The sequence below is a fragment of the Rhodospirillum sp. A1_3_36 genome, assembly GCF_047263945.1.
Lineage (GTDB): Bacteria > Pseudomonadota > Alphaproteobacteria > Rhodospirillales > Rhodospirillaceae > Rhodospirillum.
Genome location: NZ_JBLAVB010000007.1, coordinates 72746 through 88196 on the forward strand (window position 1 = coordinate 72746; position 15451 = coordinate 88196).

General features: G+C 62.1%; 14 protein-coding genes. 5 read left to right on the forward strand and 9 right to left on the reverse strand.

What is annotated here, in order from left to right; all coding sequences use genetic code 11:
- The 4 genes from ppdK to ACLIRY_RS15790 all read left to right on the forward strand — a co-directional run bounded on the left by ppdK (position 1) and on the right by ACLIRY_RS15790 (position 5675).
- Positions 1-2673 (forward strand): pyruvate, phosphate dikinase, encoded by a 2673-nt coding sequence (ppdK, locus tag ACLIRY_RS15775; protein WP_413206375.1) that lies wholly within the window; start codon positions 1-3, stop codon positions 2671-2673.
- Positions 2674-2700: 27 nt separating this feature from the next.
- Positions 2701-3624, forward strand: a complete 924-nt coding sequence (gene meaB / locus ACLIRY_RS15780) for a methylmalonyl Co-A mutase-associated GTPase MeaB (protein ID WP_413206376.1) — start codon at positions 2701-2703, stop codon at positions 3622-3624.
- 234 nt (positions 3625-3858) lie between these two features.
- Positions 3859-4830, forward strand: coding sequence for a DNA cytosine methyltransferase (locus ACLIRY_RS15785; RefSeq protein WP_413206377.1), 972 nt, complete (start codon positions 3859-3861; stop codon positions 4828-4830).
- Positions 4827-5675, forward strand: coding sequence for an NgoMIV family type II restriction endonuclease (locus ACLIRY_RS15790; RefSeq protein ID WP_413206378.1), 849 nt, complete (start codon positions 4827-4829; stop codon positions 5673-5675). Before ACLIRY_RS15785 ends, ACLIRY_RS15790 begins: the two co-directional genes overlap by 4 nt.
- Positions 5676-6178: 503 nt before the next feature.
- On the opposite strand, the gene ACLIRY_RS15795 is transcribed toward ACLIRY_RS15790, so the two are convergent.
- From ACLIRY_RS15795 to ACLIRY_RS15835, 9 genes are all read right to left on the reverse strand, one after another.
- Complete coding sequence (locus tag ACLIRY_RS15795; RefSeq protein ID WP_413206379.1) at positions 6179-6940, reverse strand: ABC transporter ATP-binding protein; 762 nt, start codon at positions 6938-6940, stop codon at positions 6179-6181.
- Positions 6933-7688 (reverse strand): ABC transporter ATP-binding protein, encoded by a 756-nt coding sequence (locus ACLIRY_RS15800; RefSeq protein WP_413206380.1) that lies wholly within the window; start codon positions 7686-7688, stop codon positions 6933-6935. Before ACLIRY_RS15800 ends, ACLIRY_RS15795 begins: the two co-directional genes overlap by 8 nt.
- The gene (locus ACLIRY_RS15805; protein ID WP_413206381.1) at positions 7685-8728 is read right to left on the reverse strand and encodes a branched-chain amino acid ABC transporter permease; all 1044 of its coding nucleotides are present in this window, start codon (positions 8726-8728) and stop codon (positions 7685-7687) included. Before ACLIRY_RS15805 ends, ACLIRY_RS15800 begins: the two co-directional genes overlap by 4 nt.
- Positions 8725-9579, reverse strand: coding sequence for a branched-chain amino acid ABC transporter permease (locus ACLIRY_RS15810; protein WP_413206382.1), 855 nt, complete (start codon positions 9577-9579; stop codon positions 8725-8727). Before ACLIRY_RS15810 ends, ACLIRY_RS15805 begins: the two co-directional genes overlap by 4 nt.
- Before the next feature lie 78 nt (positions 9580-9657).
- The gene (locus ACLIRY_RS15815; protein ID WP_413206383.1) at positions 9658-10830 is read right to left on the reverse strand and encodes an ABC transporter substrate-binding protein; all 1173 of its coding nucleotides are present in this window, start codon (positions 10828-10830) and stop codon (positions 9658-9660) included.
- A 1-nt stretch (position 10831) separates the two neighbouring features.
- A complete protein-coding gene (locus ACLIRY_RS15820; protein ID WP_413206384.1) occupies positions 10832-11137 on the reverse strand; it encodes an oxidoreductase C-terminal domain-containing protein in 306 nt (101 codons plus the stop codon).
- A 2-nt stretch (positions 11138-11139) separates the two neighbouring features.
- A complete protein-coding gene (locus tag ACLIRY_RS15825; RefSeq protein ID WP_413206385.1) occupies positions 11140-11463 on the reverse strand; it encodes a 2Fe-2S iron-sulfur cluster-binding protein in 324 nt (107 codons plus the stop codon).
- A 34-nt stretch (positions 11464-11497) separates the two neighbouring features.
- Positions 11498-12958, reverse strand: a complete 1461-nt coding sequence (locus ACLIRY_RS15830) for a glutamine synthetase family protein (RefSeq protein ID WP_413206386.1) — start codon at positions 12956-12958, stop codon at positions 11498-11500.
- Positions 12955-14274 carry a Rieske 2Fe-2S domain-containing protein gene (locus tag ACLIRY_RS15835; protein WP_413206387.1) on the reverse strand — a complete coding sequence of 440 codons (1320 nt, stop codon included), beginning with the start codon at positions 14272-14274 and terminating at the stop codon, positions 12955-12957. The genes ACLIRY_RS15830 and ACLIRY_RS15835 overlap by 4 nt, the downstream gene beginning before the upstream one ends.
- Before the next feature lie 328 nt (positions 14275-14602).
- On the opposite strand from ACLIRY_RS15835, the gene ACLIRY_RS15840 reads away from it, so the two are divergent.
- Positions 14603-15325 carry a GntR family transcriptional regulator gene (locus tag ACLIRY_RS15840; RefSeq protein WP_413206388.1) on the forward strand — a complete coding sequence of 241 codons (723 nt, stop codon included), beginning with the start codon at positions 14603-14605 and terminating at the stop codon, positions 15323-15325.
- Positions 15326-15451: the final 126 nt, after the last annotated feature.

A 15451-nucleotide genomic window follows, 5' to 3' on the forward strand; every position in this document is an offset into this window, starting at 1 on the left:
ATGACCAAGTGGGTCTATACCTTCGGGAACGGCAAGGCCGAGGGCCGCGCCGATATGAAAAACCTCCTGGGCGGCAAGGGCGCCAACCTGGCGGAGATGAGCAATCTGGGTATCGCCGTGCCCGCAGGATTCACCATCACCACCGAGGTTTGTACCTACTACTACGACAACGGCAAAACCTACCCCAAGGAGCTGGTGGATCAGGTGGTCACCGCTTTGGCCGAGGTGGAGGAGAGCATGGGGGCGGGGTTCGGCCGGGCCGATAACCCCCTGCTGGTCTCGGTGCGCTCCGGCGCCCGGGCCTCCATGCCGGGGATGATGGACACGGTGCTGAACCTGGGCCTGAATGACGCGACCGTGCAGGGGCTGATCGAACGCTCCGGCGATGCGCGCTTCGCCTATGACAGCTACCGCCGCTTCATCCAGATGTATTCCGACGTGGTTTTGGGCGTGGACCACTACCATTTCGAGGAAATCCTGGAGGCCCATAAGGAAGACAAGGGCTATACCCTGGATACCGAGTTGGGCGCCGACGACTGGAAGCAGTTGGTCGTCTTGTTCAAGGCGCGGGTGCAGGAAGAGCTGGGCGAGCCCTTCCCCGAGGATCCCGAGGCCCAGCTTTGGGGGGCTGTCGGCGCGGTCTTTGGCTCTTGGATGAACCAGCGGGCCATCACCTACCGGCGTCTCCACGAGATCCCCGCCGCCTGGGGTACGGCGGTGACCGTCCAGGCCATGGTCTTCGGCAACATGGGAGAAGATTGCGCCACGGGTGTCTGTTTCTCCCGCGATCCGTCGACCGGCGAGAATGTGTTCTACGGCGAATATCTGGTGAATGCCCAGGGCGAGGACGTGGTGGCGGGCATCCGCACGCCCCAGCAGATCTCCATCGCCGGTAAGGAAAAGAACCAGTCCACTCTGCCCTCCATGGAGGAGGTCATGCCCGGCCTCTATAAGGAGTTGGTGGAGACCCGCGATAAGTTGGAAGCCCATTACAGCGACATGCAGGACATGGAGTTTACCATCCAGGGCGGCAAGCTGTGGATGCTCCAGACCCGCAACGGCAAGCGCACGGCCCCTGCGGCCCTGCGCATCGCCGTGGACATGGCCAAGCAGGGGATTATCACCACCGACGAAGCGATCCTGCGCATCGAGCCCGAGGCACTCGACCAACTGCTCCATCCGATGCTCGACCCCAAGGCCGAACGCACCGTGTTGACCCGGGGTCTGCCCGCCTCTCCGGGCGCGGCGTCGGGTGCGGTGGTCTTCAATGCCAAGACCGCCGAGGACAAGGCCAAGAACGGCCAGGCGGTGATCCTGGTCCGCATCGAGACCAGCCCGGAGGACATCGGCGGCATGCACGCGGCCCGGGGGATTCTCACGACTCGCGGTGGCATGACCAGCCACGCCGCCGTGGTGGCGCGCGGTATGGGCCGTCCCTGTGTCGCGGGCGCTGGCGAGGTGCGTGTCGACTACAAGGCCGGGACCCTGACGGTGGGTAGTACCGTGGTGAAGGAAGGAGACTGGGTCACTCTGGACGGTGCCAATGGCGAGGTCATGTTGGGCGAGGTACCGACCATCCAACCCGAGTTGACCGGTGATTTCGGCGCCCTGATGGAATGGGCCGACGCCAAGCGGACCATGAAGGTCCGGACCAATGCCGAGACGCCGGAGGATGCGGAGACCGCGCGTCGCTTCGGCTGTGAAGGCATCGGGCTGTGCCGGACGGAGCACATGTTCTTCGACGCCAAACGCATCATTAACATGCGGCGCATGATCCTGGCCCAGGACGAGGCCGGACGCCGGGCGGCGTTGGCGGATTTGCTCCCCTACCAGCGGGAGGACTTTATCTCTCTGTTCCGCATCATGGTGGGGCTGCCGGTGACCATCCGCCTACTCGACCCGCCGCTGCATGAGTTCCTGCCCCATACGGACGCGGAAATCGCCGATGTGGCCAAGGCTGCGGGGGTGGAGCCGGAGCAGGTGCGTCACCGGGCCAGCGTCCTGGCGGAAAGCAATCCCATGCTCGGCCACCGTGGTTGTCGACTGGGGATCACCTATCCGGAAATCTACGAGATGCAGGCCCGAGCCATCTTCGAGGCGGCCATCGCCGTGTCCAAGGATGAGGGGGCCGAACCGCCTCTGCCGGAAATCATGATCCCGCTGGTCGCCACCAAGCGCGAACTGGATATGCTGAAAGCGGTGATTGATGCCACTGCCAAGGCGGTCTTTGCCGAGCAGGGGACGACGGTGGAGTACATTGTCGGGACGATGATCGAACTGCCCCGCGCCGCCCTGCGTGGTGGAGCGATCGCCGAGACCGCGCATTTCTTCAGCTTCGGCACCAACGATCTGACGCAGACGACCTTGGGTATGTCCCGGGACGACAGCGGACCCTTCCTGGAGGTCTATCGGGCCAAGGGAGTCTACGAGCGCGATCCCTTCGCCAGCCTGGACGTCGAAGGCGTGGGTGAACTGGTGCAGATCGCTGCGGAACGGGGCCGGGCCACCCGCCCGGACCTCAAGCTGGGCATCTGTGGCGAGCATGGGGGCGATCCGCATTCCATCGCCTTCTGTCAATCGGTGGGGCTGGACTATGTGTCCTGCTCCCCCTACCGGGTGCCGATCGCCCGCCTCGCTGCGGCCCAGGCTGCGCTGACCCAAGCGGCCAAGTAAGGACGCGTCTTGGGCGAGGCAGAGAGCATGGACGACGGGACTGCCCGTCTTGCAGCCATCGCGGGCGGGGGGAAAGCCGCCCTCGCCCGGGCTTTGGCGTCATTGGAGACCGACCCGGATGGGCCGGTCTCCGTGGCCTTGCTCTCGGCCGCCTACGCTGCCCCCCGCGCCCATGTGGTGGGTATCACGGGGCCGCCGGGGGTGGGGAAGTCGACCCTGATCAACGGTCTGATCGGCCACTGGCGGGCGCAAGGGCGGACTGTGGGTGTGATTGCCGTGGATCCCAGTTCCCGCCGCTCGGGTGGGGCTTTGTTGGGGGACCGGACCCGCTTCACGGTGGATCCGGAAGACCGGGGCGTCTTCGTGCGCTCCATGGCCGCCCGGGACCACCTGGGCGGACTTGCGGCCCTGACAGTGGCGGGGATGGTGCTGATGCGCGCCCTCTTCGACGTGGTGTTGATCGAAACCGTGGGCGTGGGGCAGTCGGAGACGGAGGTGGTTCGGGTCGCCGATACGGTGATCTTCTGCGTCCAACCCGGGTCCGGTGACAGCTTGCAGTTCATGAAGGCGGGAATCGCAGAGATCCCCCATTTGGTTGTGGTGACCAAAGCAGATATGGAACAGCAGGCCCGCCGCGCCCGCTCTGACGTGGAGGGTGCTCTTTCGCTGGCCGAATGCGAGGGCGATTGGCACCCAAAGGTGCTGATGGTCTCGGCTCAGGCACGGCAGGGCGTGGAGGACCTCGTGGATGCGGTCGACGGTCACGCCGCCTACCTGAAAGAGGGCAGACGCTTGGTTTCAGCGAGACAGATCCAGGCTGACGAATGGCTGGAGGCGAGTCTCCGCGAACGCTTTGGCCGCGAAGGTTTGCGCAAGGCAGGACCTCAACGGCTGATGGAGGGCGAGAGCCCGTTTCGCCGGTTGGCGGTTCTGGCCCGGAAACTGGCTTGACCTAAAACGGCAGTGTCTGGAACAGTGGCGCGAGGGGTTGCCGGTCACGGTACACGACAGTCGGTGCTTTAAGGCCCCAGACCCCAGGCTGTTATTTTTAAAAGAAAAATGGGGGTTTGGGGGCATCGCCCCCAAATAGGCTTGGGCACTCACCTAAAAACACAAGACACTGTCGTGTACTGTGGCTACCGATAGCTCGCGACGGTGATATTTTTACCAAGGCAGGGAGTTCGCATGGTATCCGTCTTTTCCTCTGTGGAGCTCTGCGCAGGAGCCGGTGGACAAGCCTTGGGCCTTGAACAGGCGGGGTTTGATCATCAAGCCCTCGTGGAAATCGACAGGCATTGTCGAGAGACTCTGACTCTGAACCGTCCAGAGTGGAATGTGCTTGAGGGAGACGAGGCGGATCTCACAGCGTTTGATGGTCGGGCCTTCAAGGGGATCGACCTTCTGGCGGGGGGATTGCCCTGTCCGCCGTTTTCTGTTGCCGGAAAACAGCTTGGACACGCGGATGAGCGCAATTTGTTCCCCGCAGCGCTGCGGGTCGTCGATGAAACGCGCCCTAGGGCGATTATGATCGAGAATGTTCGAGGGTTTTTGGACGCTGTCTTTTCCGATTATCGCTTGGCGCTGAAGAAGCAGCTGCGCAAGTTGGGATATGAATCGGACTGGCGCCTGTTTAATGCTTCTGACTTTGGCGTCCCGCAATTGCGCCCCCGTGTTGCCATTGTCGCCATTCGCAAGGATCTCTCGGATCGGTTCTCTTGGCCCGTGGCCCAGGGGATGCCTCCGCCGACGGTTGGGGCGACGCTTTTGGATCTCATGGCCGCAAGGGGCTGGGGTGGCGCCGCGAAATGGGCGGCCCTGGCCGACGACATCGCCCCAACGATTGTCGGCGGATCAAAAAAACATGGGGGGCCGGATCTCGGCCCAACTCGGGCGAAAAAGGCCTGGGCCAGCCTGGGGGTTGACGGCAAGGGAATTGCGGACTTGGCGCCCGATAGGGATTTTGTTGGCATGCCCCGTTTGACGGTCCAGATGGTGGCCCGGTTGCAGGGATTTCCTGACCATTGGCGGATCGGGGGACGAAAAACCGCCGCCTATCGTCAGGTCGGGAATGCCTTTCCGCCGCCAGTTGCGGAGGCCGTGGGGCGCAAATTGGCGGAGGCTCTTTCCCAGAAGTCCGTTTATCAGGTTGTCGCGTGACGGCGGGCGCTTGGTTGACCCAGGCCCGTGCGGAATTCCATGCGACGGTCCTTGGGGGGATCCTGACGCGGAGTGCTGCAGGGATGCCGAGTAACGCGGACAAGGCCAGCAAGCCCAGTATTGCCGTGGCGAATTCCATCCTGGATCAATTGGGACCGGCGAAGACCGCTCCCAAGTTGCCTGGGCAAACTGCAGGGGCTGACTTTGAAAGCGTCTGTGCGGGATTTGTTGGCCTTTGTTTCGAGCGCCTCTCCCATTTGCGGCCTGGTACCTTCTCCGTTCACAAGGGAGGCGGAATTGCCCGCTTCGACCAATACGCTCACCTGGACCAACTAGAGGCCATCGCCAAGTCCAACAGGGAAATCGCCACGGCCATCGGGTCGGACTATCTGATCAAACCTGATATCGTGATCGGGCGGGAGGCCTTTGAGGATGGAGCCATCAACGCGACATCCCATTTGGTTGACGCTGAAACCGCGCGTCACACCAGTCTTCGGAAAAGCAATCAAAGTCTACCGACGCTCCACGCGTCCATCAGTTGCAAGTGGACCTTGAGAAGTGACCGTGCGCAGAATGCGCGTTCGGAAGGGTTGAACCTTGTGCGGAATCGCAAGGGCAGGCTTCCCCATATTGCCGTGATAACGGGCGAACCCTTGCCAGGGAGGATTTCTTCCTTGGCCCTGGGGACGGGGGATATCGATTGTGTCTACCATTTTGCCCTCTACGAGCTTCGGAGCGCATTGGTGGAACAGGGCCGAGACGAGACCCTTGAACTGCTTGACATGATGGTTGAGGGAAAGCGTCTGCGCGATATTTCCGATCTGCCCCTTGATTTGGTTTCTTAGGGTTTAGAGTGCTCCGAGATCAAGTTGGGCCATTTCATGGCCACGGTACACGACCGGGAATACTTTCCCGTCACGGGGCTTTGCCCCGTCCCCCACTGGGGCCGAAAGGCCCCAGACCCCGAGCATTTACCGGCCGAAAGGCCCCAGACCCCAGGCTGTTATTTTTAAAAGAAAAAGGGGGGGTGGGGGCATCGCCCCCAAATGGGCTTGGGCTATCGCCCAAAAAACAAGAGACACTATCGTGTCCTGTGGATCAGCTTGACTCAAGCTGATCCAGTTTTACTCTAGAGTTCATTTGAGGTTAACCCAAAAGTCATGCCGTGACTTCAAAGGTTTCCGTCATCCCCGTGAAAACGGGGATCCAGGGCTGTTGTCGCTGTCGTGGGTGAAAGGCACGTCTGTTTCGTCGAACGCATAGGTCAGTTGTCCCCACCCTGGATTCCCGCGTGCGCGGGAATGACGGATAAGCTGTTGAAATAATGAGAGCTATTTCGGGCTGGGCTCTAAAGCCCTCCCCCCAGCTCCTGGCCGTTGTTGTCGCCGGGAGCACCTTGCTCGACGGCGTTTACACCAAGCCAGCTTTCCAGGAGGGCTGGGTCGTCGATGAGGGGGCCGCTGTCACCGCTGTACACGACGCGGCCCCGTTCCAGGACCAGGGCGCTCCGCGTCAGAGGGAGGATTTGGTGGGCGTGCTGCTCCACCAGAATAACGGTCATCCCGTCGTCCTCAATCATGCGCTCAATCACAAGGAACAGGGCTTCGACGATCAGCGGGGCCAGACCCTCCATGGGTTCGTCCAGCAACAGGACCTTGGGGTCGAGCATGAGCGCCCGGGCGATCGACAGCATTTGTTGCTCTCCCCCGGAGAGCTGGTTGCCCCTGTTGGACCGCCGCTCTTTCAACCGGGGGAACAGGGTGTAGACCCGCTCCAAGGTCCAATCTCCGCCCTCTGCCACGGCGGTCAGATTTTCCTCCACGGTCAGGGACTTGAAGATATCCCGCTCCTGGGGCACCCAGCCCAGGCCCACCCGCGCGCGCTTGTGGGAGGGCATGGCGGTGATGTCCTTGCCCTCCAGGTGCAGGGTGCCTTCGGTCACGCGCGTCAGCCCCATCAAACTGCGCAACAGGGTGGTCTTGCCCATGCCGTTCCGCCCGAGTAGGGCCAAGCTTTCCCCTTGTGACAGGGTGAGGGAGATGTTTTCCAGGACTTTGGCGTCCCCATAGCCCGCGCTCAGGCCATCCACGACCAACAGTGTCTCAGACATTTTGCGCCGTCCCCAAATAGACTTGCTTGACCAAAGGGTGTCGAGCCACCTGATCGGGGCTGTCTTCCACGATCAGGGCGCCGTTCACCAGGACCGAGATGCGATCGGCGAAGCGGAAGACCAGATCCATGTCATGTTCGATCAGCAGGACTGTCGTGTCTTCGGGCAGTTGGGCCAGGATATCGAAAAGCTCTCGGCTTTCACGCGTGGGAATGCCCGCCGCCGGTTCGTCTAAAAGAAGGATCCGTGGCCGTCTGGCGAGGGCCAGCGCCAGTTCCAGGATCCGCTGCTTGCCATAGGCCAGGTCTCGGGTGGTGACCCGGGCCATGTCGGAAAGCCGCAGGCGGTGCAGCCAATCGCCTGCCTCGTCGAGCACCTCGCCATAGCGGCTCAGGGGCTTCCAGAACTGCCAGCCCAGACCCTTCCGCTCGGCGATGGCAAGGGCCAGAGAGTCCTCGACGGTCATATCGGCGAACAATCGGTTGATCTGGAAGGTGCGGGACAGTCCCCTGCGGACCCGACGGTGTTGGTTCAAATGGGTGATGTCCTGGCCGTCCAGCAGTACCGCTCCGGCATCGGCCCGGAGGACGCCGGTCAGCAAATTGACCAGGGTGGTCTTGCCAGCGCCATTGGGGCCGATCAGGGCGTGCCGCGCCCCTTGGCGGACCTTGAGGGAGACGTCCGCAGTGGCCAGGAAGGCCCCGAAGGACTTGCGTAAGTCCCGGGTTTCAAGGGCGAAGTCCGTCATACCTTGTTTCCCTTGCTTGGCGCCTTTGCGTGACGCAGACCGAGGATCCGATCCAAGGCCCCCAGGATGCCACCCCGGACAAACAGAACCAGACCGATGAAGATGATGCCGATCCAAAGCTGCCAGTATTCGGGGTCGAGTCCTGATAACGCATGATGGAGGAGCATGTAGGCTGTGGCCCCAATGATCGCGCCATAAAGCCGTCCCGCTCCGCCCAGGATGAGCATCAGGAGGACTTCGGCAGACTTGTCCAGGCCCAGGGTGCTCAGGGATACAAATTGGGTGACTTGGGTCATCAACCCGCCGGCCAGTCCTGCCATGGCTGCGGCCAGGATCCAGACCATGGTCAACCGGCCCTTGACCCCAACGCCCAGGGCGGGCATGCGCGCCGAGTTCTGGTGGATGGCGCGCAAGGAAACGCCGTAGGGGCTGGTCAGCACCATCCGGCAGATAAGGAAGACCAGGAAGAGAAGGACCATGGTGTAGACGTAGCCGGTGCGCCCCCAAAGGTCGAAATCCCAGAGGCCGAAGAGGGGAGTGAAGAAGACCCCTGACAGGCCATCCACACCGCCGGTGAAGCTGGTCGCCTTGTTTGCGGCTTCAAACAGCATGGCATTGATGCCAATGGAGACCATCAATTGGGAGAGCCCATCGCCGCGCAGGATCAGGGGGCTGGTCAGCGCGCCCGCAGCAGCGGCCAGGGCGGCGGAGGCCGCCAGCCCCACCAGGGGATCGCCAATTCCCAGATAGGCGGGAACCATTCCCGCCGTATAGGCGCCCAGGCCGAGAAAGGCCGCGTGGCCCAGGGTCAGGACTCCCGCCACCCCCAGGAGCATGTCCAGGGAGAGGGCGAAAATGGAGAAAATAGCGATCTGGCTGAGAAGGAACAGGTCCTCGGGAAACAGAAACCAGCCGAGGACCGGAAGGGTCCAGAAAAGGATCTCCCAACCCCGGATCCGGCTCGCCCGGCGCAGGTCGGATCCCGCCCGTCCATTCAGGCCCAGAAGGCGGGACAGGGCCGTTTGTCCGGTGTCGGTCATGCGCTTCTCCGTCCGAAGATGCCCTGGGGACGGATGATCAGCATCACCACCATGATGGTATAAATGATGAAGGACCCGACCTCGGGAATATAGTACTTGCCCGCCACGTCGAAGATGCCGATCGCCAGCGATGCCACCAGCGACCCTTCCAGGCTGCCCGCGCCCCCGACCACGACGATGATCAGGAAATAGACGAGGTAATGCATGGGGAAGGAGGGTTCGAGGCCAAGGATCTGGATACCGACGGCTCCGCCCAGGCCCGCCAAACCGGATCCGATGGCGAAGGTCACGATGAAGACCCGGTCGACGTCGATACCCAGACCCCTCGCCACTTCCGGATTGTCGACGGAGGCCCGCAGCCGCGCCCCAAAGCGGGTAACGCCGATGGCCCGGTGCAGGCCCAGGGCGACGGCGGCCCCGAGAAGGATCAGGAATGCCCGGTAAATGCCGATGTCGATCCCGGGAAGATTGATCTGGCCGCTCAGCCAGTCAGGCAGATGCACCGGCTGGGGTTGGGGGCCGAACAGCCAGCGGGCGGCGGCCATGGACACGAAGATCAGGCCGATGGAGAACAGCACTTGCTCCAAGGGACTGGATCGGTAGAGGCGCCGGTAGACGAAGCGTTCGAGAAGGGCTCCCACCAGGGCCGCCGCCAGGGTCGCCGCCAGAACGGCGATGGGAAAGGGAATGCCGAACCGATTCAGGGCCAAGACACAGACGTAACCGCCCAACATGGCGAAAGCGCCATGGGCAAGATTGATGAAATTCATCAACCCCAGGGTCACGGACAGACCGGAGCTGATAAGAAACAACAGCATCCCAGAGGCGATACCATCAAATAATATGGTCATGGCCACCCTCTCGGTGGAAAACGGATAGGGAGGGGAGGAGAGGCGCCGGGTGGGCACCCCTCCGGTGGACGGGCAAGGTTATTCCTTGCCGGGATCCTTGACCGCGTCGAACTTGTCGAACTCCACGTTGACCAACTCGCCGTCTACCCGTTCCACCTTGCGGATGTAAACGGTCTGGATGATGTCGCGGGTTTCGGCGTCGATTTCGATGGGGCCGCGGGGGCTTTCGAACTTCAGCCCTTTTAGGGCTTCCATGACCTTGTCCGGGTCAATGTCGCCGCCGGTCTTCTGCAAGGCCATGTCCAGGGCGGCGAGGCCGTCATAGGCGGCGACGGAGAAGTAGCCCGCAGCCAGTTCCCCGTTGTAATAGCCCTTCGTCGCCTTGACGAAAGCCTTGTTGAGTGCGGAGTCATGGGCGCGGGAATAATGGTGGCTGGTGATCAGGCCCAAGGCCACATCTCCGGTGGCTTCCAGGTAGCTGTCGTCCGTGGCCTCGCCCGTGGCAATCAGTTTGATGCCATCCTCGTCCAAGCCGCGCTCCTTCCAGGTCTTCAGGAAGGCGGGCGGCAGGACGCCGGAGGGGAAGAAGAAGAACACCGCTTCGGGCTTTTCATCCTTCACCCGCTGGATATAGGCGGAGAAATCCGGGTTGGACATGGGTGTGCGCACCTTGCCCACGATGGTGCCGCCTGCTGCGGTGAAGGCCTTTTCAAAGGCGCTTTCTGCGCTGTGCCCGGGGCCGTAGTCGGCGGCAATCAGGTAGACGGATTTGATCCCCTGATTGAAGGCCCATTTGGCCATGGGGGCCGAGACCTGCTCCACGGTGAAGGACACGCGGGCCACGTAAGGGGATTTGGTGGGAATGCCCGAGGAGGACGCATTCATGACAATGGTCGGGATCTTGGCTTGGGTGGCGATCGCCCCCACGGCATAGGCGTTGGGGCTGAAATCGAGACCGGCGAAGAAATTGACCTTTTCCTTGACCACCAATTCCTGGGCCATGCGCTTGGCCACGTCGGGGGCCGCGCCGGGCGCGTCGCGACGAATGATCTCCACCGGATGGCCGCCGATCTTGCCGTCGTGCTCCTTCAGGTAGATGTCCATGCCCATGTCAAACTGACGGCCATAATCGGCGTAGGGGCCGGAATAGGACGCGATGACACCAATTTTGATCGGGTCTGCGGCCTGGGCCGTGGATGAGAGGCCAAGACCGACGAGTAATGACGCGAGAAGGCGACCGGATTTACTCATGCTACATCTCCAGGTTATGGCCCCGTGATTGGGGACCTCTGCGTGGATTGACCCTGGTGCCCCACTGCCAGGCGGGGGACCCTGCGGGAGAAGGGGGCTGGGGTGTTGCGCCCCGAGTCAGCAGTTTGCGGGCGACTATGTGATCTTGGGTGGCGTTCACCGAGTCCACGGCGCGGAGGCAAGCGTCGCGGACATGGAACAGGGAAAAGGATCCGCAGGCGGGATCCCCCCCCCCGGGGAGGATGATCTCGCCGCCGGGATTGGTCCGACGCCGGACCTGGGCGCCGGAAACCTTGCCTTTTTCCATGGTCAGGCCTGCCGGTCCGGAACGCGGACCACCAAGCCAGCCAAGGCAGGTGAGACGGTCAACTGGCAGGCCAAGCGGCTGGTGGGCAGCCGTTCCGCCGCGACTCCCTCAAGCAAGCCGTCCTCCCCTTCGGATAAAGGAGGGAGGCCTGCCATGTCCGGCGTCTCCAGATAGACATGACAGGTGGCGCAGGAGCAGCTCCCGCCGCAGTCGCCATCGATCCCCTTGATGTCGTTCAGGATGGCGCCTTGCATGACGGACATGCCGTCGCCGATGTCCACGGTCTTCTGGGAGCCGTCGTGGAGAAGAAAAGTGACTGCGGTCATGGATCCTCGCACTACCCGATGGGGTACTTTGTCGTTAAAACAGGTCGAAATATTCCCGGTGTTCCCACTCGGTAACGTCCAATTCGAAGCGGCGGATTTCCGCTTCCTTGATCCGGGTGTAGTACTCGATAAAGCCCTCTCCAAATCCGTCCACGATGACCGGGTCGGCGCGCAGGGCGGCCACAGCCTCGGGAAGAGAATGGGGGAGAGTGGGGCAGTCGGTTTCATAGGGAACATCCGCGCCCGGTCCCGGCTCCAGCTTCCGGCGGAGTCCGTCGCGTCCGGAAATGGCCTGGGATGCCAAATAGAGGTAAGGGTTCGCTGCGGGCTCTCCCACGCGGTTCTCCAGGCGGGTGGCGGGGTCGCCCGGGCCGCCGATCAGGCGGATCATGGCCCCCCGGTTATCTCGACCCCAGACGACACGATCCGGTGCCAGGGAATAGGGGCGGTAGCGTTTGTAGGCGTTGATCGTGGGCGCCCCCATGATGGCCGCGCCCCGACCATGGGCGAGCAGGCCGCCCAGGTAATGGCGTCCGATCTCCGACAGGTCGTCCTCTCCCCCTGTCCGGGTTTCTCCGGCTTCGGTCATGAACATGTTGCGGCCGTTGGCGTCAATCAGGGACTGGTGCAAGTGCCAGCCACTGGACGCGACGTTCTCCAGCTTGGGGCGGCACATGAAGGTGACATGCAAACCTTCGCGTCGGCAGACCTCCTTCATGGCGGTGCGAAACATGACCATGTTGTCGCAGGTATCCAGACCAACGGTGGGAGCGAAGGTGAATTCAAACTGGCTGGGACCGAATTCCACTTCCATGGACACCAGGGGGAGACCCAAGGCCTCCAGATTGGCGCGTAGCTTATCCATGATCGGATCCACCGCGTCATAGGTGACTTCCGTCAGGTATTGGGCGCCGGTCGATAACAGGGTCACGTCCGGGGGGGTGCCCGGTTGTCCCGTGTGGGCGGGGGTGATGGCCCGGTCCGGGGCCCGGAACAGGTGGAATTCCACCTCCAGGCCCGCGACCATGTCGTAGCCCATCGCCTTCAGATCGCCGAGGGCCTTGCGTGCCACGCCCCGGGTGCAATAGGGCAGGGCTGTCCCGTCGGCAAAATGCAGGTCGCAGAGGACCCAAGCTGTTTTGCGCGCCCAGGGCAGAACCCGCCAAGTGGAGGGGTCGGCGACCATCAGCATGTCAGCGGCACCCCGCATCCGTGGCAGCTCCAACGCGCCGGAGCTGGTGAAGACCGGGAAGACGGTGCGGTGGGAGGTGTCCTTCAAGACCATGGTTGTGGCCATGGTCACTCCGCGCCGCAGGGCCTTCGCCGCCGCCTGGCCCACCAGGGCCTTGCCCCGGGGAAGGCCATGTTGGTCGACGAAGAGGAAGCGGACCACTTCGATGGTCCCCGCTCCGATCTCCGCCTCCAGCCGACGGGCGGCCTCCTCCTGCTCGGTGGACCAAAGGCCATGGTTTTCGACCAGGGTCTTCATGGTCATGCCTCGACCGGACCGCCCCAGGGGGCGGCGGCGCGGCGTTTGGCGTCTCCGGCGCGCCAATAGGTCTCGGTATCGCCGGAGCTGTCCACACCATCAAAGCTGACAGGGCCCTTGTAGGTGGGGGCCTCTTCGGCGGATAGGCGCATCAGGGGGGGCTCTCCCTTTTCCGCCTTGGCGATTTCTGCGGCCAGCAGACGTCGGTAGGCGATGATGCCCTTGTCGCTGGTGCCCAGGTGTTCGCGGGTGCGGTCCTGGATGGGGCCTTGGGATTCACAGGCCCATTGGTCATGGATGTTGATGTCGAAGCCCATGCCCAGGTAGGTGGCGGTGGCTTGCTCCTCCAGATCGTGCCCCCAGTTGTTGGCTCTGTTTCGCAGCGGGCGGTAATCCGGCTCTGGATAGGTTTCCAGGCGTTGGGCGCGCATGGTGGCTTTGTCGACGGGGGCGTCGAAGCTGGTGAAGAGGGTGAACCAATAATTGTTGTGGTCATCCACGGGCACGTGCCACTGGGTAATGGTCACGGTCGGGCTCATGGGGATGACGAAGGTCTGGGGGAAGACGATATTCGTGATCCGCACATGCGTATGGGTCTCGTCGATGCGGCGCAGGGTGCTCAAGCGCAGCCCATGCTTGACGGTCTCCACGGAAATCTCCGGGCGGTCGTAGTCCCGTAGAACCTTGGTGATGGGCAGGTCGCTGTCGATGGTCGTGGAGCGGAACTGTTTGCCATAGCTTTGTTCCGGATCATCATCCTCGAAGAAGCGGTGCAGGAAAGAGGCGTGAGCGGGATCCATGCCCACCTCAAGGGATTGTAGCCAGTTGCACTCCCACAGGCCCTTGAAGGCGAAGGTATGGCTGTCCGGGGCGGTAAAGCAGTCGAGCTCCGGGAACGCCGGAGGTTCGTCGGCGCCGACGTAGGCGAAAATCACGCCCGCATGGACCTCGACGGGATAGGCCTTTTGGCGGATGTTTTTGCAGAGCTGGCTGCCGATCGGCTCGGCGGGGGTCTCCAGACAGGTGCCGTCTGCGGCAAACAGCCAGCCATGGAAGGGGCACCGCAATCCGCCCTGTTCGCGTCGTCCAAAGGCGAGATCCGCCCCCCGGTGCGGGCAATCGCGGTCGAGAAGGCCGTAGCACCCGTCCTCATCTTGGAAAAGAACGAAGTTTTCGCCGAAGAGGCGGACGGCTTTGACTTTACGGGCGCCCTCGAATTCGTCGGTCAGGGCAACCGGTTGCCAATAGTGCCGCAGCAATGTGCCAGCGGGGGTCCCGGGGCCGACACGCGTGTAGAGGTCATTCTGTTTTTGGCTGATCATTGATAGCGTTCCTTGAAGGCTGCCGTGTGTCGGGCTTAACCGTCGTCCCCAATTTGCCCGATCCGCATTCAATTGCATGCCGTCGTGATAACTTTATCAACACTAAATTTTATATGGTTACTTTATAGGCAAAAAATAACACCCTCTATCTCTCGTAAAATCGTTTTGATACAGATGTATAAGGTATTCAAAAAATCTAATTCTGTTTTTTGGGTTCCTGGGGTGATATCGGTTCCAGTCGGATATTTTGGTGAATTGCATGCAACGTGTGGTCCGCGAGACCTGTTATATGATTGCCGGTACACATCATGGTCCGAAGGGGGAAAGCATGCGGTCCCAACAATCACGCATACTCGTGCAATTGCGGGATCTGATCCTGAAGGGGGAGTTCGCGCCGGGAGAGCGTCTGGCTGAGATTCCCCTCGCCGATCGACTCGGTGCGTCGCGCACGCCGGTGAAGTTGGCCCTCGCAACCTTGGAAAAGGAAGGTTTGGTGGAGGCCTCTCCCGGGGGCGGCTACGCCATGCGCACTTTCTCCCGGCGGGAATTGGATGACGCGATCGTGGTCCGCGGGGTGTTGGAGGGAACGGCTGCTCGCTTGTTGGCGGAGAATGGCATGACCCGGGATCAACGGGATGCTTTGCATGCCTGTCTGGAGCGGGGGGATCGGGCGTTGGCCGACGATGAACTGACCATTGACGGCTATGCGGACTACGTGGAGATGAATGATCGGTTTCATCAGTTGGTCGTGGAGTATTGCGGAAACCAGGCTTTGAAACGGGCGATTGATGTAAACGATGCCCTGCCTTTCGCGTCTGCCAGTGCCACCTTGCCAATGCATGCTTCGACGGGAAGCGGGCGCCGCTGGCTGCAGATCACCCATTACCAACACCACGTCATCGTGGGCGCCATCGAACAACGGGAGGGAACGCGGGCCTTGGCTGCCGCCATGGAACATATCGAAGTGGCGCGCATGAATTTACGGAGCGCCTTCGAACGGCCCGATGAGATGTCGGATATTCTGCCCGTGATCCGATTGCTCCGTCCCTAGAGTGAAACGGTTCGGGCATCCGTGTGATCAATCGGGTTTTCCGCTCCACGCAACCCCGGGCCAAAAAAAAAGGGGGTTGGGGGCATTGGCCCCCAAATGGGTTTGGGCAATCGCCCAAAATACGCG